The organism is Protofrankia sp. Cas3 (assembly GCF_963555955.1).
Taxonomy (GTDB): Bacteria; Actinomycetota; Actinomycetes; order Frankiales; family Frankiaceae; genus Protofrankia.
In genome coordinates this window covers 1-21995 of sequence record NZ_CAUVXP010000101.1, presented here as the reverse complement: position 1 = coordinate 21995, position 21995 = coordinate 1, and the positions used below count along the sequence as shown (strand labels likewise).

Below are 21995 nucleotides of genomic sequence, written 5' to 3'. Positions count from 1 at the left end.
CGTAGGCGTTGGCCATGTCCAGCGGCGGGACGGCCTTGGAGCCGATGGTCAGGTCACCCCAGGCTTTGGCGAGGTAGGAGGCGGGGACGCCGAGCCGGTTCGCCATGTCGATGACGGCGGGTAGGCCGACTTTCTCCTCCAGCTGGATGTAGTAGGTGTTCACCGACTTCCAGGTGGCTTCGGGCATGGCGTAGACGCCGCTTTCGTCCGGCTCGGCATTGGCGTAGCCGGTGGAGCAGCTACTGCCGTCGTGCCGGTCGATGGCGTAGCGCTTGGAAATGTAACAGGCCGGTGAGTAGAATTGGGTGTTCAGCCCGTAGCCTGCCTCGAGCGCGGCGGCGAGGGTGATGGTCTTGAACGTCGAGCCTGGTTGGAAGACTGCCGTGGTCGGCAACGGTTCCTTGGTCTGGTTGGCGGCGGAGTTCGAGCCGAAGACACGGTTCACCGCCATCGCCAGGATGTTGCCGGTGCCCGGTTCGATCACCACCTCGGTCGCCGACACCGGGTTGCTCGGCGCTATGACGGCGTTGACCGTGTCCTGGGCCGCAGCCTGGACCTTGGGCTGTAGCGTCGTCCTGATCACCAGGCCGCCTTCGTGGACCTGCCGGGCGCGCTCGGCCTCGGTCGTGCCCAGCGCCGGGTCGGCGAGCAGCTGGGCACGGACGAAGTCGCAGAAGAAGGGCGCGCTTGACGTCTCGCACGAGTCCTGTGCTGCCGCTGCGGCGGCCCGGATGACCGTGACCGGGGTGGCCTCCGCCGTGTCCGCGACGGCCGGGGTGATGTAGCCGAGCTCCGCCATCCGGTCCAGGACGACGTCGCGGCGGACCCTGGCGGCGTCGGGATGGTTCACCGGGTCGTACAGGGAGGGGCTCTGCACGAGCCCGGCCAGCAGCGCCGCCTGGGGCAGCGTCAGGTCTGCGATCCCGACATGGAAGTAGTTCTGGGCGGCGGTACCGACACCGTAGTTCCCGTTACCGAAGTAGGCGATGTTGAGGTAGCGGCCGAGGATCTCGTCCTTGGTGAGGGTGTTCTCCAGCGCGACGGCATACCGGGCTTCCTGGATCTTGCGCTGGAGCGACGTCCCGGCCGCGTCCTCACGCTGCTGCTTGGTACGCGCGTTCTGCAGCAGCACGTTCTTGACGTACTGCTGGGTCAGCGTCGAGGCGCCCTGCTGGACGTCGCCCGCCTCACTGTTGCGCAGCGCCGCCCGGGCGACCCCCTTCACGTCCACCCCGCCATGGGTGTAGAAACGCGAATCCTCGATGGCGACGATGGCCTCCCGCATGACCCTCGGGATGGCCTTGCCGTCAACCACGGTGCGGTTCTCCTCGCCGCGCAGCGTCGCGATGAGACTGCCGTCAGCGGCGAGGATGGTGGAGCTCTGAGGAAGCGGCGGCGTGGCGAGCTCGGCGGGCAGAGCCAGGTAATGGTCGGCCGATGCCTTGGCGAACAGGCCGACCGCGCTGATCATAGGTAGGAACAGCAGCGCCAAGCCGAGCCCTGCGGTGGTGACGACCAGCCCGATGCGGGTGAGCCGGCCACCCCGACGCCGACGACCGCCGTTGTCATCGTCGCCACCGCCACCGCCACCGCCACCGTGAACGTCACTGACGCCGTCGTCGTTGACACCGGTCACCCTGTCGCCATGACCACCTGTGGGGGTGGTCCGCAACGCGGAGTCTCTCTGCACGGCCGTGACGTCACCTTCCATGATCACATGAGCTGTGGTCCACGAGGAGATTCTGACTGACCCCCGTGGCAGGCCGGAACCCGGCGCGCTCGCCGTCCCCTGGATGGGGCTATGTTGTGCGCCGCGCCGCCGGGTTGTGCGCGGTGCGGCTGGCCGGGTGTGCCCGGTCGCGTCGATGAGTTCCCCGATTGTCCGAAGGCATGCGTCGGAGTATGAGCCAGGGCACACTATGCTCTGATCCGGACCTGAAAAGTCCTGAATATCCCGACCGTGCCTTTCGTGGTCCCTACAGTGGTCCCGTGGCTACGGGACGGCGCCGGTGAGCGCGCAGCCAGCTGCGGGCGATCGGCCCGAGCCTGCTGGCCGCGAAGTCAACATGCTGTGTCCGACCTGTGATGGCGTCGGGCGGGTGGGCCTGCTTCAGGCGGCGCGGCTGGATGGCGAACCATGCCAGATCAGGTCCACGACGTCCTGCCCGGACTGTGCGACCGAAGGGCACCGCCCGCTCGTGCCCCCGATGTGAATCTGATCCCGGTCGACACGCACGGTCACCGGGTGATCCTTAGGAGGCGGCGCGCCTTCTGCTGAGTCGCATCACCTGCGTCACCTGAGGGATCCGGATGATCCGCCGGTCCGGTCGCCTCGATCATTGATGGCGCCGGACGAGGATCGACCCAAAACGGGCTTTCAGCTCGGCGGGACGAAGGGGCCGGGTGCGGGTTGCTCAACCGGCTGGGTCGGCTGCATCCGCTGGGTCGGGTGGGGGGAGACCGGATGCTGGAATGCCGGATTCGGGTAGGGCGACGGCTGCCATCCCGGCTGCCATCCCGGCGGGCCGCCGGTGAGCCGCCGATGTGCACGTGCGGTGCGTTCGGCGAGGACCGCGGACAGGTAGGCCCAACCGGGTGTACCCGGCGGCGGTGGTGGCGTGACGACGGCAAGCACGGAAGCCACGAGCTGGCTGCCGATTCGCTCGCGAGCCTCGGGCGAGAGCTCCTGGACCCGGCCGAGGAACTGACGGACGGAGAGCGCCAGGGCGTCCCCGAGCACGGACAGGTCCAGGCTGGACGCCCAGTAGGCGAGCTGCGGAGGCATCATCACCGGCGCGGCGTTACCGCGTGGGATCCGCTCCTGTAGGACGACCGTGCCGGCGAGGAGGTCGCCCAGCCGCTTGGATCTCTCCGAGATCAGCATGCTGACCACGGCGGGAATCCCCAGCAGGGCACCGGGCCTTTCGACCACGGCACCGAGCAGGCCGCGGACGAAGGCATGGCGGAACCGGATCGGTCCGCCGTCGTCGCGCACCACGCGCAGCCCCATGGCCACCTTGCCGATGGTGCGTCCATGCCAGACGGTCTCGGCCGTCACCGGGTAGCCGACCAGTACCGTGACCACGATGAGCAGATAGACGGTGGCGGCGAGCGCGTCGTTGTCCGGACCCACGATCATGAACGCGGCGAAGGTCATGATGAGGAGCGCGACGACCTGAAGGCTGAGGTCGACAGTGGCGGCGATGAGCCGCGAGCCGAGCCGGGCGACTCGAAGGTCGATCGTGACGGCTTCGCCGGTGACCAACTGGCTCACGCCGCGTCTCCGGTCCGTGTCGTCTCCCGCATGATTCCGGACGATATCTCCCGGGGGGTGCAGGCCCGGGCAGGGGCACCCATTATCCTCAACCTGTCTGTTCCCACCCATCCGATGTCTGCCGGATACTCGCTGTGATCAAGATGTGCAGTCGCAGTCGCAGTCGCAGTCCGGGCGCGGAGCGCGATGGAGAGGTGGGAACCGAATGGATCTTGATGCATATGTCAGCCTGCATCGCGCCGAATGGGCCCGCCTGGAGGACCTCGTCCGGCGGGCCGCGCGGCCCCGCCGGATGTCCGGTGCAGAGCTCGACGAGCTGGTGGACCTCTACCAGAAGGTCGCGACGCACCTGTCGGTGATCCGTAGCCGCTATCCGGACCCGATGCTGGTTGACCGCCTTGCCGGCACGGTGACCCGGGCGCGGTCCGTTGTCGCGGGTGCCCGGGATCCGGGCTGGCATGTCGTCGGCGGGTTCTTCGCCGTGACGTTCCCGGCGGCGGTATACGCCCGTCGCGGCTGGGTGTTCGCCACCTGCGCGGTTTCGCTCGCGGTGGCTCTCGCCCTGGGCCTGTGGGTGGTGAACTCCCCGGCCGCGTACAGCGGGCTGCTTCCCCGGGATGAGGTGGCAGCCCTGTGCCGGACGGATTTCGCCAGGTACTACTCGGAGAATCCCGCCTCTTCGTTCGCGGCACATGTGTGGACGAACAACGCCTGGGTGAGCGCCTCGGCCATCGCGCTGGGTGCCCTGGCTGGCATCCCGACGCTGACGGTGCTGTTGGTCAACGCCGGCAACCTCGGGCTTGTCGGCGGCTACATGACCAGCTGCGGCGAGGCGTCCCAGTTCTTCACGCTGATCCTGCCGCACGGGTTGTTGGAGCTGACCGTGGTGTTCACCGCGGGCGCGGTCGGCCTACGCCTGGGTTGGTCCATCATCGATCCGGGCCCGCGCCGCCGGGTCGAGGCGCTGGCGGCTGAGGGCCGGGCGGCTGTCGTGATCTCACTCGGCCTGGCCGTCGCCCTGGCGGTCAGCGGTCTGATCGAGGCGTTCGTGACACCGTCAGCCCTGCCCGCCGGGGTCCGGATCGCCATCGGCGCCCTCGCCCTGGCGGTGTTCGTCGGATATGTCTGGGTCTACGGCCGTCGTGCCGTGGCCGCGGGGGAGACCGGCGACCTGGAAGAGGATCTTTCTGCCGATCTCGCGCCGACCGTCTGACCGGGCACCGGCGCCACGTCGGGCCCGGTTCGGGCGAGCCTCTACAGGCTGTCGGGCTACAGGCTGCCGGCGGATTTCAGCGTCAGGTAGATGTCGGTGACGGCGGCCGCGTAGGTCGTGGGTGGGGCATCCACGACCTGCACACTGTGCTGGCGGAGCAGAGCGGTGAGCTGGCGTCGCCGAAGCAGCGCCTGTTCGGCAGCGGCGGCGGAATACAGCGCGCGGACGTCGCCGCGGCCGGCCGCGAGCTCAGCCACGCGCGGGTCGCTCACCGCCGCGACGACGACGGTGTGCCGAGCGGTCAGTGCCGGCAGTGCCGGCAACAGACCTTCCTCGATCACCGCGGGAGCAAGTTCGGTGAACAGCACCACCAGGGACCGCCGGCTGGCGGTACGCATGACCGTGGAGACGATCGCCCGGTGGTCGGCCTCGGTCAGCACCGGTTCCACCAGCGCCAGCGCGGCACTCATCCTGACCAGCAGATTCGGGCCGCCTGCCGAGGGCAGCGTGACGCGGGCGACCGCGTCATGGGCGATCAGGCTGACCCGGTCACCGGCCCGGGCGGCCACCGCGGCCAGTAGCAGGGCGGCGTCCATCGCGTGGTCCAGGCGTGGAGCGTCGCCGATCCGACCGGCGCTGGTCCGCCCGGTGTCCAGGACGCAGATGACCCGGCGGTCACGTTCCGGCCGGAACGACTTGACCGCGACCGTGCCGCGCCGTGCGCTGGCCCGCCAGTCGATCATTCGAACGTCGTCGCCCGGAACATAGTCGCGCAGGCTGTCGAACTCCGAGCCCTGTCCGCCCCCGCGCAGTGTGACGTTACCTTCGATCTCGTGCAGGCGGGCGAACGCGGCGGGAATGTGGCGGCGGGAGGTGAACGCCGGTAACACCCGCAGCCGCCAGGGCGCGACGTGCCGGCCCTGCCGGCCGGCGAGGCCGAGGGGTCCCAGCGAGCGGACCGTTATCCGGTACGGATGCCGGTCACCCCGGCGGGTGGGCCGCAGCACCATGTCACCGAAGCGCCGTTGTCCAGCTGGGACGGTCACCGGCCAGACGCGTGGTGTGGCGCCCGACGACGGCGGCCAGGCGTCCCGGATGTGGGCGCGAACCGTCCGGCGTCCGGTGTTCGTCACCGCCAGAACGAGCGGCACCGCTTCACCGAGCCGTGCCGCGTTCGGCCCGGACCGGGCGAACACCAGCGTGCGCACGCCGCCGGCGAGCGCGAGATCCACGACGATTGCGACGATCAGCACGCCGTTGGCCAGCAGCAGCGTCCAGCCTGGGGCCGGGGAGAACAAAATGATCAGTGCGCTCGCGAATGCGAGCGCCGCGGCCCGTCCGGTGATGGCCACCCGTGAGCTCTTTTACCGCGGTACGGGCACGGTGGCCAGCACCTGGTTGAGGACGGTGTCGGCGGTCACGCCTTCGAGCTCGGCCTCGGGACGCAACGTGAGCCGGTGCCGCAGGGTCGGTCGCGCGAGCGCCTTGACGTCGTCCGGGGTCGCATACCCGCGGCCGGACAGCCAGGCCCACGCCCGTGTCGTGGCCAGCAGTGCGGTCGCACCGCGCGGGGAAACTCCCAGCGCGACGGCGGGTGCGGTCCGGGTTGTCCGGGCCAGGTCGACGATGTAGGCGAGGACTTCCGGTCGGACCGCGACGGCGCGGACGGCGTCGCGGGCGACCGCCAACTGCGACGGTCCGGCGACCGGCCGGATTCCGGCCGCATCGAGGTTGGCGGGGTCGAAGCCGGACGCGTGGTGGGCGAGCATCCTGATCTCGTCGTCCCGCGGCGGCAGCGGCACGGTGAGTTTCAGCAGGAAGCGGTCGAGCTGCGCTTCGGGCAGCGGGTAGGTGCCTTCGTGCTCGATCGGGTTCTGGGTGGCGATGACCGCGAACGGTACCGGCAGCCGCCGCGGTGCTCCGTCGACGCTGACCTGGTGTTCCTCCATCGCCTCCAGGAGCGCGGCCTGAGTCTTGGGCGGCGTCCTGTTGATTTCGTCGGCAAGCAGCAGGTTGGTGAACACCGGCCCTTCCCGGAAGGTGAACCGGGATGTGCCGATGTCGTGGACGAGCGATCCGGTGACGTCTCCCGGCATCAGATCGGGGGTGAACTGCAGCCGCTTGGTCTCCAGGGACAACGCCGCGGCGAGGGCCCTGACCAGCAGGGTCTTGGCAACCCCCGGGACGCCCTCGAGCAGCGCGTGCCCGCGGCAGAGCAGCGCAACGACAAGGCCGCTGACCGCGGCATCCTGGCCGATGACAGCCTTGCCCACCTCCTCGCGCAGCGCGATCAGCGCTTGGCGGGCCGCTTCGGGTTCATCCGATGTACCCCGATGAGGGGGGGATTCGGCCGCCGGCGGGCCGGGATACAGGTGCGGTTCGGTCGACATGGCTGACCCGGTGGCCGTCTCTCTCTGTGAAGGTGTAGTTACCACAACATCGCTGTCGCTGGGTGTTCCCGGGGCGTTCATCCCGCCGCCACGTCCTGGTCGAGCGCGTCGAGCTGCTCCGCCAGCCCCAACAGCGCATGATCGTCGACTGATGCGCCCTTTGTCTGGAACATGCCGGCTGCCGCGGTGGTGTGGTGACTCATCCCGGAACCGTACAGGAGTGATGCGATCTCGACCGGTGACCGCCCGGTTCGATCGGAGACCGAGGTCACGAGCGCGTTCGGGTCCGGTTCGGGATGCGTGGCCGCGGGGTTCCGCGAGGTTGGTGGGCCGGCCCGGGTCGCCAGCCCGAGTCGTTCGGCCAGGCGCGCCCGCAGTCCCGCCCGCAGCGCCGCTGCGACCAGTTCCCGTGCCTTCCCCGCCGCGTAGAGCCGTCCCCGCCCCTCGACGGTCTCGGCCGCCCGCACCACGACCGGCAGCGGTTCGGCCACCGGCGGCCCGAGCCTGCGTCCGCGCCACAGGGCGAGGACGACCAGCGCGACGGCGAGCTGGAGACAGCCGAGCACGACCCGGTCGGGAAGCAGGTCGACCAGACTGCTGCGGGCGGCGATGGAGCCCGGCCCGCCCGGTTGCGGGAGCACCCAGGTCACCGCCGCATGCCGGTTGAGAAGCCCGATCGCGAGTGCCGCGTTGCCCTCGTGCGCCAGCTGCCCGTTGGTCATGAACGCGGCGCTACCGGCCACGACGAACCGTCCGGGCCGGCGTCCCGCCGTGGCGCCGGTCGGTTGCGCCAGCACGACCAGGGTCGCGGTCGAATGCACCGGGTAACAGGCCGCCACCCGGCTGGCGCCCGGCTGGGTGACGCGGAAGCCCGAACCGCCGCCAAGAGTGGCGGCCTGTGCCACCTCGGCCTCGGGCAGCCCGCACCCCGGCACAGGTGTCGCGGGCGCAACGCCGCCGGTGTTGGCCAGCGGTAGATCCAACGCCTCGAGGACAGCGGTGACCGGCTCGATGAGCAGCAGGTCGCTGCCCCGGTTGACCATGTTGGCAAGGGCATCAAGGGTCGCCGGGGTGACGCGCTCGGGATATGCCAGCACGATTGTGATGTCACGATCCGCGGCAGTTGCCGCGGCCTCGGTGGGGTTGTCCGTCACCGCGACGCCGACGCCGTGTGCCCCAAGGATCTCAGCCAGTGCTCTGGTCCCACCCGGTGCGGCCGACGTCGGGTCGAGCGGGCGGCCGTTGGGCCTGGCAAGCATGGTGGATGCGGCGGCGTACGCGATGACCAGCAGGACGAGGACGGCGCCGGCCCGGACTCGACGCTGGACCGCCCCGGGGGCAGGTCCGGTACGCAGCGCGGTGGCGGTCACGCCGGCGCCGTGAAGGTGCGAACCGGCTGGCCCACCGGGTGCGGCCGCATACCCATCAGCACCTCATCCGCTTGGACGACGAGCCGGTAGGAGGCCGCGGATGCCTCGGTCCCGCCGTACCAGATCTCGCTGAACACCGTTACCGCCGCGTCCAGAGCGGGCGTTTTCCCGGCGTCGATCCGGGCGATCTCGGCGACGAGCTCGCCCGCGGTGCGTCCCGGCCGGGGTTCCAGCACTCCTGTCTCCTCCAACATCCGCACGATTGCCCGCAGTCGTGACCGCACCGCTTCGGCAAAGGCACCCGCCAGCGCACGGCTGTCGGCCTCGGCTCGCAGCGCGGCGGCGGACAGCGGACTGCCGAGATCAAGATCGACTATCTTCGTTCGCGCGGTCCGTCGTACCGGGCCGAGCCGTAGCCACACGACGCCGGCAACCAGGGCCATCACGATGACGACCGCCGCTATGCCGAGCCCGTGGCCCGACGGCTGGGTGGCGCTGGTCCACAGATCGGTCAGCCGGTCACCGATCCAGCTCAGCACGCGCTCGGTCCATCCCGGCCCGGCATCGTGGTAGATGCCCCTGGAAAGTTCGTGGCGAGCGTCGTCCGCCGCCCCGTCGCGGGTTACCGTCGGCCCGACCATGACGTCTACTGGTATCCCCGGCCGCTCGTCGCACGGTCCCGTGCCGCCTGGGCGAGGGTTACGTCCAGGCCTTCCAACCGGATGCGGCGGTCGATGTACAGCAGCACGATGACCCCCGCCGTGATGGGCGTGGTCACAGCCCGGACCGCGATGTTCATGACGGCGGTGACCAGGAGGCCGAGCGTTGTCAGGGCGCCGCTGTAGGGATCGGTCAGAGAGCCGCCACCAGCGGTGATGATCACGGCCAGGGGGATCAGGAGGATGGCCGTGAGGACCGTGACCATGACGTAGGTGAGCAGTATGATCCCGAAGGTTCGCCACCATGCGCCACGGACCAGCGTCCACGAACGCCGCATGGCCGTCCCGACGCTCCCGCCCTCGAGGATGAATGCGGGCGTTGACATGGCCAGCGCGACCGTGACGAACAGGGCGCCGATGATCAGCCCGATGAGTCCGAGAAGGGTCAGGGCGCCTACTGCGATGGACAGGCCGATCAGGCCTCCCAACCGGGGCTGGATGCGTCGCAGGGCTTCGCCGGCACTCATCTTGCTACCCAGGGTAGCGTCGCTGATCACCGCGCTCAGCATCCCGGCCAGGACGATGGCGAGAACGCCGTAGAGCACAGCGGTGATGATCGTGGCGAAGATCTCCGCGTTGGTGGACGTCCGTTGACTCCAGGCCGTCAGCAGAGTGCTGATGATCTGGACCACGGTGGTCGCGGCGACGGTCAGCCCGATGGTCGCCCCGGGGTTCTGGCGCAGTGCGGAGAAGGCACCATCGAGAATCTCGCCGACCGCGAGCGGCCGTAGCGGGATGATCCCCGGCTTTTCGGCCTGTTGCCATGGTCCGGGCTGTCCCGGTCCCCACTGGCCGGGTCCGCCCGGTTGCTGCTGGTTCCAGCCGGGCGGGGGCTGTGGTTGGCCCCAGCCGGGTGGCGGCTGTGGTTGGCCCCAGCCGGGCGGGGGCGGTGGTTGCTGGTTCCAGCCGGGTGGCGGCTGTGGTTGGCCCCAGCCGGGCGGGGGCGGCGGTTGGCCCTGAGCGGGATCGGGCCCGCCATGCTGCTGCGGCTGCCCCCAGCCGGGTCCGTCGGTCATGTCGGTCTCCCTGAAGTCGTATGTCTCGGAGCCTCTGCCAGCGCGGGGAGAGGCGACTTCCCGCAGATCATTTCGTGAGGCGCTCTTCGCGGCCATTGTCGTCCACAGCCGGGTTGTCCACAGGGACTGCAGCGCCCTCGCCAAGCGGACGCAACGGGCCGACCATCCCATACATGCCCAACACGTATATCGGCGCCGCATTCGAGGTCCTTCTGGATCTTCTCCTGCCGCGTGCCTGCGCCGGCTGTGGCCGTCCGGGCCCGGCGGTCTGCCCGACCTGCGCAGCCTCGGTCGATCGTCCGGCATTCCTCGCCGCTCCGGGACAGATGGCCACACCGGGGCGGCGGGGGCCACCACCGCGATGCTTTGCCGGCGCCGTCTACGACGGACCGTGCCGCCAGCTTCTGCTGGCGTTCAAGGAGAAAGGCCGGCAGGACGCCCGGCGGCCCTTGGCGTTGGCGCTTGCCCGCGCGGTGATGGCGGCCCGCGTCGGGATGGCGCATACCGGCTTGGTGATTCTTGTGCCGGTGCCGTCGACCCGGTCGGCCGTTCGCCGGCGAGGTTTCGACCATGTACGCAGGCTCGGTGACGGCGCCGCGGGGGTGCTGCGCGCGGCCGGGGTGCCGGTACGGGTGGTCGCGATGCTGCGGGCGGCCCGGGCGGTGGCCGATCAGGCCGCTCTATCCGCGGTGGAGCGCGCGAGCAATCTCAGCGGTGCGTTCGGGCTGCGACACGGAGTCCGAATTGTCGACGAACTCCGTCTCGCCAGGGGTTTGCCGGGGCAGGACAGGGTCATTCACTGTTCACCGCCGGCCGCGTTGTTCATTGTCATCGACGATGTTGTGACGACGGGTGCGACCCTGACCGAGGCTGCGCGGGCGCTGCGTGCCGGTGGGGTACCGGTATCAGCCGCCGCCGTAGTCGCCGCGACGTCTGCGCGCCGCCGCGCTCCTCGAGACATCGGCGCGCCGCCGCCCTTCTCGAGATGACCGGCCCCAAGGTGTCCATTTGGCTGCGACCGGGGTACCGCAGGGTTGAAACTGTCGTCACCCGCACCGGCGCCGCGGGAGTGGACAGGCGAAGCGACGGACCAGGGCGCTCGGGGTCCGGCCGGAAGGAACGAGGCAGATAGGCCCTGACATACGGAATTGCATCGGAAGGTCGGATTGGCTCGATCCCGCGGGATCGTTCGGTCATCGCCGCCTCCGGTCGACAGGAAGGTGAAACGAGTGGACATCGTCTTCAAGGGAAGGCACACCGCGGTTCCCGAGAGGTTCCGCAAGCACGCCGAAGCCAAGATCGCGAAGCTGGAGCGGTTCGATCACAAGGCCTTCCGGGTGGATGCTGAGCTCTCCCGCGAACACAATCCGCGGATGGCGGATGTCTGTGATCGTGTTGAGCTGACCGTGTTCTCACGGGGCCCGGTGATCCGAGCCGAGGCTGCCGCCGCGGATCCGTTCGCTGCGTTCGACCTGGCAGCGGCAAAGCTCACGGAACGGCTACGGCGCGCCGCTGAACGACGCAGCTGCCACAACGGCGCGGCGCGTGGGTCGTCGGGCCAGCTCTCGCGGGCCGTGGGCGAGCCGCGGGTCGGTACGGAAGGCTTCGGCGACTCCGCGAGGCGTGCCGACTCCGATCGTGACGGCGATGTCCACGCAGGTGCCGATAGCGACGCAGATTACGGGGATCCGGACTGGTCGCCCATGGTCGTCCGTGAGAAGATCCATCGAGCCACGTCGATGACTCTCGACGATGCCCTGTCGAACATGGAGCTCGTCGGTCATGACTTCTACCTCTTCCGGGACGTCCGCACGGGTCTGCCGAGCGTGGTGTACCGAAGGTGTGGATACGACTACGGAGTGATCCGGCTTGAGTCGGGCGAGCACGACGAGCCCGATGCGGGCACCGCAGGACGAGATCGCCGGACCAGCCGGGGCGAGAGGTATGACGAACCTCGTGGCGCGGTTGCAACGGTGTAAACGTATGCAGGTCTAGTCGACGTGGGACCATCTGCCGTGGACGTCTTCAGTCACGTCCCGGCCACCCCGTGCACCGGCACGGGGTGGCCGAGGCGCAGGCCGTCGCGACGCGAAGGAGGTCACATGACGGGGGATGGGCGCCAACTCGGGGAGGATGGGTCGCCGTCACCGACGGATCCCATACGGGTGCTCGTCGTAGACGACCATGCGCTGTTCCGGCGCGGTCTGCAAATGGTCCTCGAACAGGAGGCCAACATCGAGGTGGTCGGCGAAGCCGCGGATGGTGCGGAAGCCGTCACGATGGCGGTCGACATGGCACCGGACATCGTCCTCATGGATGTCCGGATGCCGCGGCGCGGTGGGATCGACGCGACCAGTGCAATCAAGCAGGCCGTACCCAGTGCGAAGATCGTGATGTTGACCATCAGTGACGAGGAGGCAGACCTCTACGACGCGATCAAGGCGGGCGCGATGGGGTACCTGCTCAAGGAGATTTCGATCGACGAGGTTGCCACCGCGATCCGCGCCGTGCACGGTGGCCAGAGCCTGATCAGCCCTTCGATGGCGTCGAAACTCCTCACCGAGTTTGCATCGATGATCAAAAAGGCGGACGACCGGCCGCAGCTGCCGACACCCCGCCTCACCGATCGCGAGATGGAGGTCCTGCGGCTCGTCGCCAAGGGGCTCAACAACCGTGATATAGCCAAGCAGCTCTTCATCAGCGAAAACACGGTTAAGAACCACATCCGCAACATCCTCGAGAAGCTTCAGCTGCACTCACGCATGGAGGCGGTGGTCTACGCGGTTCGGGAGAAGCTTCTGGAGATCACCTGAGATCACGGCGGACGCCGTGCGACGGCTCTGGTGATCCCCGGATGGGCCCCGTCCCAGTTGGACGTCGTCCGGGCGGGTTCGGCCGATCCCGTGCCGAACCCGGACTTCGCAGACTTCGGGCACCGATGCCGGGCCTCGGGCGTTGTTCTGGTCGGAGTGTGGCGCATGGTGTCGGTCGCTCTTACGGCGGAGCCCCGGCTTCCCGTCACCCGAAGCGAGTCATGATCGTGTCACTTCTGGTCGGCCGGGTAGCCTGTGGAACCGCCGACTCGTGGGATGGCCGGATCGATCAGCACGGAGGGACTGGGGCGTGTCTGATGGATCTTCGATCGTGCGGATCGATGCCCAGAAGGCGGCCTGCCGCGTTGTCGTCGGTCCGGATAGAACACCACTATCCGGACCTCCTCACGCCTTGCAGGCCACCGTCTGGATCATCGCCCGCATCGACCAATATCCATCAGATACGCCCTGGCCTTGGCAACATCCACGAGACACGGCCTAGTCTCGTTGTGTAGGTGACCCCGCCGACCAACCGCCCGAGGAGTTTCGCCCGTGGTACTCGAGAAGATCCTCCGTGCCGGCGAGGGTCGCATTCTGCGCAAGCTCAAGGCGATCACAGATCAGGTGAACCTCCTCGAGGACGACTTCGTCGGGCTCACGGACACCGAGCTTCGCTCGATGACCGACGAGTTCCGTCATCGGCTCGATGCGGGCGAAACCCTCGACGACATCCTCCCCGAGGCCTTTGCGGCGGTGCGTGAAGCGGCCCGACGGACCCTGGGGCAACGGCACTTCGACGTCCAGATCATGGGCGGTGCGGCGCTGCACCTGGGAAACATCGCCGAGATGAAGACGGGTGAGGGCAAGACCCTCGTGTCCACGTTGCCCGCCTATCTCAACGCGCTGTCCCGCAAGGGCGTACACATTATCACGGTCAACGATTACCTGGCCCAGCGGGACGCGGAGAACATGGGCCGGGTACACCGCTTTCTCGGCTTGACGGTCGGCGTCATTCATCCGCAGATGCAGCCGGCCGTCCGTCGCCAGCAGTACGAGGGCGACATCACCTACGGCACCAACAACGAGTTCGGCTTCGACTATCTGCGGGACAACATGTCCTGGAGCGGCGAGGAACTCGTCCAGCGCGGGCACAACTTCGCCGTCGTCGACGAGGTCGACTCGATTCTGATCGACGAGGCCCGAACCCCGCTGATCATCAGCGGTCCGGCGGACAACCCAACCCGTTGGTACACCGAGTTCGCCCGTATCGCTCCGATGCTGGTGAAGGACACCGACTACGAGGTCGAAGAAGGCAAGCGGACGGTCGCCATCACGGAGTCCGGGGTGGCGAAGGTCGAGGACCAGCTTGGTATCGACAACCTCTACGAATCCGTGAACACACCGCTCGTCGGCTACCTCAACAATTCACTGAAGGCGAAGGAACTCTACCGCCGGGACAAGGACTACATCGTCACGGACGGCGAGGTCCTCATCGTCGACGAGTTCACCGGCCGTGTCCTGCACGGGCGTCGTTACAGCGAGGGAATGCACCAGGCGATCGAGGCCAAGGAGAAGGTCGAGATCAAGCAGGAGAACCAGACCCTGGCCACGATCACCTTGCAGAACTACTTCCGGCTGTACGACAAGCTGTCCGGTATGACCGGAACCGCGATGACCGAAGCGGCCGAGTTCCACCAGATCTACACACTCGGCGTCGTGCCGATTCCGACGAACAAGGCGATGGTCCGGGCGGACCAACCCGATGTCGTGTACAAGACCGAGGTCGCCAAGTTCGATGCGGTCGTCGATGACATCGCCGAGCGTAATACGAAGGGGCAGCCGGTTCTTGTCGGCACGACCAGCGTGGCGAAGTCGGAGTACCTGTCCAAGCAGCTGACCAAACGCGGCGTGAAGCATGAAGTGCTCAACGCCAAGCACCACGAGCGGGAAGCATTGATCATCGCTGAGGCCGGATGCAGGGGCGCGGTGACCGTTGCCACCAACATGGCCGGCCGCGGCACCGACATCATGCTTGGTGGCAACCCGGAGTTTCTTGCCCAGGCGGAGCTGCGGGAGCGTGGCCTCAGCCCGATCGAGTCCCCCGAGGACTACGAGGCGGCGTGGCCGGAGGCCCTGGAAAAGGCGCGGGCGTCGGTCGGTGCTGAACATGACGAGGTCGTGGAGCTAGGCGGGCTCTACGTTCTCGGCACCGAGCGTCATGAGTCCCGCCGGATCGACAACCAGCTGCGTGGACGAGCCGGCCGGCAGGGCGACCGCGGTGAGTCCCGGTTCTATCTGTCGCTGGGCGACGACCTCATGCGGCTGTTCAACGCCGCCGCTGTCGAAGGCATCATGGACAGACTCAACATTCCCGAAGACGTGCCGATCGAGTCGAAAATCGTCACCCGCGCGATCCGGTCTGCGCAGACGCAGGTCGAAGGTCAGAACTTTGAGATCCGAAAGAATGTCCTGAAGTACGACGAGGTGATGAACAAGCAGCGCACCGTCATCTATGAGGAGCGTCGCAAGGTTCTCGAAGGCGCGGACCTGCACGAGCAGATCCGTCATTTCGTCGACGACACGGTGGACGGCTATGTCCGGGGCGCGACAGTGGATGGCTATCCCGAGGAGTGGGACCTCGACACTCTCTGGTCCGGTCTTGGTGAGCTGTACCGGGTGGGTGTGGAAATTCCGGCCCCTGACGAACGCGACGGACTGACGACCGAAACGCTGGTCGAGGATCTGCAGGCCGATGCCCACGATGCCTACGATCGGCGCGAGGAAGAACTGGGTTCCGGTCCGGACGGCGAACCGCTCATGCGTGAACTGGAGCGCCGGGTCGTCCTGGCGGTGCTCGACCGAAAGTGGCGCGAGCACCTTTACGAAATGGACTACCTGCAGGAGGGTATCGGCCTGCGGGCAATGGGGCAGCGTGATCCGTTGGTCGAGTACCAGCGGGAAGGCTACGATATGTTCCAGACGATGATGGAGGGCATCAAGGAGGAATCGGTCAGGCTGCTGTTCAACGCCGAGGTCCAGATTCCCTCCACAGACGGCACGGCTGCCCAGAGCGTGAGTCCGCCGGACGGCACAGCGATCGTCCCGGCCGATGGTGAGACGCAGGCAGCGGACGGCGCTGCGCTGGTCGCGGCGGTACGGGCCGCCACGGCGGGTGTCGCCACCGACGGCACCGCCCCGGTTGCCCCGCCTGCGCAGGGCACGCCGCAGACCTCTGGCCGCCCGCCGGTGCCGACTCCGCCGCCGGTATTCGTCAAGGGTCTGGAACCACGTCGACCTGCGGATAATCTCCGCTACACCGCGCCGTCGGTGGACGGCGGATCCACCGAGGTCACCACCGGGACATCCCCCGGTGGGCTCGCTGGAGCAGTAGGCGCCTCGACGGCCACCGCAGGCAGTAGCCGCCCTGCTCGCAACGCACCGTGCCCATGTGGATCCGGGCGCAAGTACAAGCGGTGCCATGGCGACCCGGCGAACCGCAGTACAGCCTGATCCACGCCCCTGTTGCCGGTCGCTCTTATTGTGATCTAGCGGGTTTGTAGCGCCGTGACCTGCCAGCGCCCTCTGCTCGTTTCCATCCGCAAGGCGAGGGCCGATACGCGCTCGCCTCGGGCGATCACCGCGGCAACCTCGGCTATCCCTTCCCGGGGCTCGCATATCCGCACGCAGCGCAAGGTGTAGCGCTGTTTGCGGACGTTGTCCGCGGCCAGCTGTTCGAGGTCTGCCTGGACCTGCGCAGACGTCCACGTGGCAAGGTGCGCGACGGGCCGGATGCCGGTCATGGCCTCCACGATGGCGCGCACGACAACGGTCGCGACGGCACGCGCCGTCGGGGTGGAGCGGTTGGCCGCCTCGACAGGTCCGGACCTGGCTGTGGGCCGCCTTGGCCCGTTGGCGGACCCGTTGCCGGACCCGTGCTGTGTTGGATCATCCATGCGGGTGCCGGGCAGAGCGAGGACAACGGGGGCCGCCGCGCAGTGGGCGGGCGGCGATGCGACCAAGGCCACCGCTTGTGGGTCGTCATCATACGGAGGGTCGGTGGGCGTGATCGGTATCTGATAGAAGCGACGTGCGCGGGTGGAACTTGCACGTGCGGGTGCCACAACGGTCACAGCGCTGTTCTCCAGGTCGGCGGGGCGGGCGGGGTCAAGGCCCGGGGCGGGGCGGCTGGAGCCGCTGACCGGGCAGGATCTTGTCGGGGTCAGGGCCGATCACATGCTCGTTGGCGGCCCACCACCGTGGCCATTCCCGCGCGATCTGCGCGGTGGTCGTGTCTGGCCCGAGAGAACGGGCGGCGATTGCCCAGAGAGTGTCGCCGCGGAGCACGACGACCTCGGCGCTGGCCAGGACGCTGGTACCGGATGGTGGGGATGGCGGCTGTCCGGGGGTACCGATTCCGAGCGGCCCAGGCGCTACCAGGGGATCGCGTGACGGGGCGGCGTGCGGGTCGAGGTCGAGGTCGGGCCAGGGCGTCTGGGCATTGGCCGATATGCCGGGGTCAGGGGCGGAATCGGCGGGCCGGCCAGGGGAGCTGGCTGCCTGTGTGGGTAACGTCGTTGGCGCGGCTTGCGTGGGAGCGAGCCCGGCGGGCCGGACGCTCAGCGGGACGGCGGCGTCTGTATGCGGGGACACACCCGGTGCACCCGATGGTGTCGCGGTTGCGTGCGGGGTGGCGTGTAGGTCCGGGCTGTCGTGCGGGTCCGGGCTGTCGTGCGGTTCAAGGTCCGGCCAGCGAAAATCGGTCGGTGTCGGCGTGGTCACAGCCGTATGCCGGCTACTAGGACCTGGGCTGGCCGGGGCGAGCTGAGGGGCTGGGGCGGCGTCCGCCGGCGCAAGCGTCGTCGGTGTCCCTCGGATGTCGATGTCAGGCCAGCTGGCCGAGGAGGAGGCCACGCCCGTGGTGGTTGCTGCTCCGCTGGTTGCCGTCGGACTCACCGCCAACGCCGGTACGGCGGTTCCGGCGGCGATGGTGACGCCGAGCGCGATCTCAAGAATATGTCGCATAGCGCTTGGGAGAACACGCCGAGCGACGGTTGCGGCCGCTCGTCCGCCGGCACCGGGCAGCATCGCCAGCACGCCGAGGACGAATCCCGCGCACAGCCACAGCAGGCATGCCCAGGCGGCGAGGCCGACGACGGTCGTGAGCGCATGCTCAGGATCTGCGCTGACCCAGTCGGGTACGGCGCTGATGGCATCCGGAAGGTCCGCCCGCCGCGGACCTTCTCTGATCATTAATACTGTCAGTACCGCAGCGGCGGCCGATCCCCCGATGAAGACGGACAGGCGCCGGCCAGCTGACATCGGCGACCTCCAGACTGGCCGGTGGATGATGATGAAACATGTTGTTTGGCTGTGTTTGCTTGTGTAGTCCTCTGTCGAAATGCTGTCAAGCGGATTTGTGTTGTTTGCTCGCTGTTGCTCATGGAGTGTCGGTTGCGACCCTGGATGCGGTGGGTCGTCCGGCAGGTCGGATGATGTGTTGCCGGGCGCTCAAAGTCGATCGGCCTGACCGCTGCGGCCTGACCGCTGCGGCCGGTCCGGCTGCACGGGCCGGTCCGGGAACAAGGAAGGGGGCCGGGTTGCGCTGGGAAGCCCTGTTTGCCGATCTTGAGATGCAGTGGGAGGCCGCCGAAGCGGCTGAACTCGATGCGGAGCTTGTCGACAGAAGCCGCCGTGAAGTCGCCTACCTGCGCCTACTCGACAGACTGCGGCCAGCGGTCGGATCGTCGCTGCGCATCGGGGTGCTGGTAGGTGGGCGGGAGGGGGAAGCCGGTCAGGTCCTGGGCGGCCGGCTTGCCGTGCTCGGGATGGACTGGTTACTTCTACAGGAGTCCGCGGCCCAGGAAGTGCTGGTTCCATTCCGTTCCGTGCTCTGGGTGCGTGGGCTGACCGCGGTATCCGCCCAACCTGGCCATGAAGGTCCGCTGGCCGTGCGGCTCGACCTGCCGTACGCGCTGCGTGGCGTGGTGCGCGATCGTTCGGTCTGCTCGGTTGTGGTGTTGGACGGTACCGCTGTGACGGGCACCATCGACCGGGTCGGAGCGGACTTCGTCGAGGTCGCCGAACATCCCGGCGACGAGTTCCGCCGGGCCCGGTCGGTCCAGGCAGTGCGGACCGTCCCGCTGTCGTCGGTCAGTTTCGTGCGCCGAACCCCCTGATGGGGAGTGCCTGCGTACGAGCCGGACAGCCGGCGCTCGAAAACATGCGTCGGCTGGTCGGCTGGTCGGATGGTCGGCTAGTCGGCGTACCGGTCGTCGGCGGGCGCATCGCCGCGACCGAGCGGATTGGCGACCACGAACGCGCGGGTCTGCTCGTATGCCCGCTGGATGTAAGCCTCCAGCTCGGTGCGCTCCACCCGCCACTGCCCGCGTCCACCGATCTTGATTGCCGGGAGTTCACCCGAGCGGACCAGCGCGTAGGTCTGGCTCGACGAGATGTTGAGAATCTCCGCCACATCGCTGAGCTGAAGGAAGCGCTCGTTCATCGGCCTGTCTCCCTGGCGATGGATGGGTCGTGACCCCTGTGTATCAGACTCTGCGGCCCGGATCGCCTGTGAATGCCTCTACTTGTGGATAACAGCTGCCATTCGCCTGATTGTGCTGGTCGGTTCCAGACCGTCGTCGCAGACCACGTACGCTCGGCGATCAGGGAGTCTCGGACATCCACGACCATCCGGTCTGTGTCGCGGCGCCCGCTGTCCGCCAATCAGCAGCTCCTGGCTGGCCAACGACGCCGCCGTCGTGGGCACCGCCGGACACGAGCCACCTGGAGGTCCGGGTGACCGACCTCACGCCCGCAGCCACACGTACCGAGGGGCCGGCGGCGGTGCCGTCACCGCCGGGGCGCCGGCTGACCCGCCCGCGCTGGCGCGACTCCCGCCTGCTCATCGGCGTCCTGCTGGTGCTGGTGTCCGTTGTGCTGGGCGCACGCCTGTTCGCCACGGCGGACAGGACCCGCGCCTGGGTCGTGGCGAAGGGGGACCTTCCGGCCGGGCATGTCGTGGTGGCTGGTGATCTGGCCACGACCTCGGCGTACCTGAGCCTGGACGCCGCGAAGCGTTACTACCCCGGCGAGCGTGGTCCGGAGATAGTCGGGGCGATGCTTTCCCGTCCGGTTTCAGCCGGGGAACTGGTCAGCGGCGCTGACTTCGTGCGCAGTAACGTCATCCCGACACGGCTGGTGTCGGTGGTCGTGAAGGACGGTCGGGCACCGTCCCTCGCTCCGGGTGATCATGTGGATCTCTTCGCCTACCAGCGTTCCAACACCGTGGCTCCAAGCGCGGCACTGCAGGCTGGCCAGTCTGCGCAGGCAGCTCAATCAGCGGTGGGAAGCAGCGGCACGGAGGTTCTGGTGCTGCACGACGTCGAGTTCATCTCGAGGGAGACTCTCACTGGTGGTGCCCACTCGTTGACGTTGAGAGTTCCGGTCGATCTCGCCATCAATGCTGTGGCAGCCTCGCAAAGTGAGCGGGTCGACCTCGTCAAGCTGGAACGCGGCGCCCGCGGCGATGTGGGCGGGGCTGGTCCAAGCGCTGTGCCGGGATATGCGCAATGAGCCTCCCGATCCTCACCGCGGTCACCAACTCGGTGGTCGAGTCCGGGCTCGTGACCGCCTTCGACCGCCGTGACCTCGGGGTGACGGTCGTCCGGCGATGTGTGGATCTGCCCGACCTGCTCGCTGCCGCCACAACGGGCGCCGCGCGGGCCGCGTTGGTGTCGGCGGACCTACGCCGCTTGGACCGGGAGGCGCTGACGCGTCTGGCGATCGCCGGGGTCGCGGCAATCGGGTTGATTGTGCCGGGCGACGAGGATGGCGAGCGCAGGCTGCGCCAGCTCGGTGTCGCGGCGGTGATCGCAACTGACTCGACCGCAGAGGTGGTCGCGGCCGCCGTGGTGGAGGCGGCCCGGGCGCTTTCCGACCGTGGCCACGCGGCGTTGCCCACGGGCTCCTACAGCGAGCCGATGGCGGGCTTTGCCGCCGTGGCGCCAGTGGTGCCGGTGCCCGATGCCGTCGACCTGCCTGAACTCGGCGCGGGTCGGGTGATCGCGGTCTGGGGTCCCACCGGCGCGCCGGGCCGCACCACGGTGGCGTTGTGTCTGGCGGCCGAACTGGCCGGGATGGGGATGTCGACGGTGCTTGTCGACGCCGATGTCTACGGCGGATCGATCGGCCAGCTGGTGGGGCTGCTGGAGGAGGCCCCCGGGCTTGCCGCCGCCGCCCGGGCGGCGAACCAGGGCACCCTGGACGTGCCCCGCCTCGCGGTGCTGTGCAGGGACCTGGGCGGCGGATTGCGGGTCCTGCCCGGGATCGCCCGGCCGGCGAGATGGCCGGAGCTGCGACCGGCGTCCATCGAGGTGGTGCTGGCACTGGCACGAAGGCTGGCGAGTTTTGTCGTGGTCGACTGTGGGTTCTGTCTTGAGATGGACGAGGAGCTGTCTTTCGACACGGCCGCTCCCCGCCGCAACGGGGCGACCCAGGCGGTACTCGGCGCCGCCGACACCATCCTGGCCGTGGCATCGGCGGAGCCGGTGGGCCTGGTTCGTTTCGTCCGCGGCCTGTCCGATCTGCGCGAGGTCGTTCCCGGGACGGATCCGTGGATCGTGGTGAACCGGCTGCGCGGCTCGGCCGTCGGTGGCGACGCCCGGCGGGAGGTGTCTCGCGCGATGGTGCGCCATGTCGGTTCGGAGCCGGTCGCGCTGGTGCCCCTGGACACGGCTGCGATGGACACCGCCCAGGCCGCCGGCCAGCTGCTGCGTGATGTCGCTCCGCAGTCGCCGGCCCGGCTCGCGATCGGCGAACTCGCCGCGCGGGTGGCCGGCCGCCCGGTACGCGGGCGCCGTCGACGCTCGGCCACGCGTCGCTGAGCGCGTTCACACGAGGTGCCACAGGTCCGGGCGATCGACCCCGGTTGCGTATATCGTATTTTTTCGGAAATGTCCTTTTAATCCTCGCGTCGAACGGTTACTGACCGCGCTTCCGGGGCAGTCTGTCTGGGTGACTGATCGTACGGAAAGAGGGGCGGTTGGCGGGCGGTTCGCTGTTCGCAGCGGCGTGTCGGGGTCGGCGGCGGCGTCGCCGTCGTCGGTATCGGCGTTCTGACCCGACAAGTGGACTGATCGTTGCCGGAAGGTAACAATTGTGTCGAGGGGGTCACGTTTTGCATATTTAAGGGGCAACCAACC

At 68.4% G+C, this 21995-nt stretch carries 18 protein-coding genes; 8 read left to right on the top strand and 10 right to left on the bottom strand.

The window, feature by feature from the left end:
* The coding region (locus tag U9983_RS17915; protein ID WP_322755134.1) for a transglycosylase domain-containing protein at positions 1-1690 on the bottom strand (1690 nt) is incomplete at its 3' end.
* Positions 1691-2377: 687 nt separating this feature from the next.
* Complete coding sequence (locus U9983_RS17910; protein ID WP_322755133.1) at positions 2378-3274, bottom strand: RDD family protein; 897 nt, start codon at positions 3272-3274, stop codon at positions 2378-2380.
* A 205-nt stretch (positions 3275-3479) separates the two neighbouring features.
* Between U9983_RS17910 and U9983_RS17905 the strand changes: the two genes are divergently transcribed.
* Positions 3480-4487 (top strand): stage II sporulation protein M, encoded by a 1008-nt coding sequence (locus U9983_RS17905; protein ID WP_322755132.1) that lies wholly within the window; start codon positions 3480-3482, stop codon positions 4485-4487.
* 56 nt (positions 4488-4543) lie between these two features.
* Here the strand turns inward: U9983_RS17905 and U9983_RS17900 are convergent, their stop codons facing one another.
* From U9983_RS17900 to U9983_RS17880, 5 genes are all read right to left on the bottom strand, one after another.
* Entirely contained in the window at positions 4544-5839 is a 1296-nt protein-coding gene (locus U9983_RS17900; RefSeq protein ID WP_322755131.1) for a DUF58 domain-containing protein, read from the bottom strand.
* A gap of 12 nt (positions 5840-5851) precedes the next feature.
* Positions 5852-6877 (bottom strand): MoxR family ATPase, encoded by a 1026-nt coding sequence (locus U9983_RS17895; protein ID WP_322755130.1) that lies wholly within the window; start codon positions 6875-6877, stop codon positions 5852-5854.
* A gap of 77 nt (positions 6878-6954) precedes the next feature.
* Positions 6955-8247, bottom strand: a complete 1293-nt coding sequence (locus tag U9983_RS17890; protein WP_322755129.1) for a DUF4350 domain-containing protein — start codon at positions 8245-8247, stop codon at positions 6955-6957.
* Complete coding sequence (locus U9983_RS17885; protein WP_322755128.1) at positions 8244-8888, bottom strand: DUF4129 domain-containing protein; 645 nt, start codon at positions 8886-8888, stop codon at positions 8244-8246. The genes U9983_RS17890 and U9983_RS17885 overlap by 4 nt, the downstream gene beginning before the upstream one ends.
* A 5-nt stretch (positions 8889-8893) precedes the next feature.
* Positions 8894-9982 (bottom strand): hypothetical protein, encoded by a 1089-nt coding sequence (locus U9983_RS17880; protein WP_322755127.1) that lies wholly within the window; start codon positions 9980-9982, stop codon positions 8894-8896.
* Positions 9983-10155: 173 nt separating this feature from the next.
* Here U9983_RS17880 and U9983_RS17875 point away from each other — a divergent pair, with 173 nt between their 5' ends.
* From U9983_RS17875 to secA, 4 genes are all read left to right on the top strand, one after another.
* Positions 10156-10971, top strand: a complete 816-nt coding sequence (locus tag U9983_RS17875; protein ID WP_322755126.1) for a ComF family protein — start codon at positions 10156-10158, stop codon at positions 10969-10971.
* 240 nt (positions 10972-11211) lie between these two features.
* A complete protein-coding gene (gene hpf, locus U9983_RS17870; RefSeq protein WP_322755125.1) occupies positions 11212-11961 on the top strand; it encodes a ribosome hibernation-promoting factor, HPF/YfiA family in 750 nt (249 codons plus the stop codon).
* Positions 11962-12084: 123 nt separating this feature from the next.
* The gene (locus tag U9983_RS17865; protein WP_322750222.1) at positions 12085-12795 is read left to right on the top strand and encodes a response regulator transcription factor; all 711 of its coding nucleotides are present in this window, start codon (positions 12085-12087) and stop codon (positions 12793-12795) included.
* Positions 12796-13347: 552 nt separating this feature from the next.
* A complete protein-coding gene (gene secA / locus U9983_RS17860) occupies positions 13348-16305 on the top strand; it encodes a preprotein translocase subunit SecA (protein ID WP_322755124.1) in 2958 nt (985 codons plus the stop codon).
* Positions 16306-16340: 35 nt separating this feature from the next.
* Here the strand turns inward: secA and U9983_RS17855 are convergent, their stop codons facing one another.
* Positions 16341-16925 (bottom strand): Rv3235 family protein, encoded by a 585-nt coding sequence (locus U9983_RS17855; RefSeq protein WP_322755123.1) that lies wholly within the window; start codon positions 16923-16925, stop codon positions 16341-16343.
* Between the two features lie 34 nt (positions 16926-16959).
* Positions 16960-18114, bottom strand: coding sequence for a LysM peptidoglycan-binding domain-containing protein (locus tag U9983_RS17850; RefSeq protein WP_322755122.1), 1155 nt, complete (start codon positions 18112-18114; stop codon positions 16960-16962).
* A 278-nt stretch (positions 18115-18392) separates the two neighbouring features.
* Between U9983_RS17850 and U9983_RS17845 the strand changes: the two genes are divergently transcribed.
* Positions 18393-18971 carry a hypothetical protein gene (locus U9983_RS17845; protein WP_322755121.1) on the top strand — a complete coding sequence of 193 codons (579 nt, stop codon included), beginning with the start codon at positions 18393-18395 and terminating at the stop codon, positions 18969-18971.
* Positions 18972-19048: 77 nt separating this feature from the next.
* On the opposite strand, the gene U9983_RS17840 is transcribed toward U9983_RS17845, so the two are convergent.
* On the bottom strand, positions 19049-19297 hold the full coding sequence (locus tag U9983_RS17840; RefSeq protein WP_322750217.1) for a helix-turn-helix domain-containing protein: 249 nt from the start codon (positions 19295-19297) through the stop codon (positions 19049-19051).
* A gap of 293 nt (positions 19298-19590) precedes the next feature.
* Here U9983_RS17840 and U9983_RS17835 point away from each other — a divergent pair, with 293 nt between their 5' ends.
* Together U9983_RS17835 and U9983_RS17830 are read left to right on the top strand one after the other, a co-directional pair.
* Positions 19591-20367, top strand: coding sequence for an SAF domain-containing protein (locus U9983_RS17835; RefSeq protein ID WP_322755120.1), 777 nt, complete (start codon positions 19591-19593; stop codon positions 20365-20367).
* A complete protein-coding gene (locus U9983_RS17830; RefSeq protein ID WP_322751651.1) occupies positions 20364-21677 on the top strand; it encodes an AAA family ATPase in 1314 nt (437 codons plus the stop codon). Before U9983_RS17835 ends, U9983_RS17830 begins: the two co-directional genes overlap by 4 nt.
* The last annotated feature ends 318 nt before the right edge of the window (positions 21678-21995 follow it).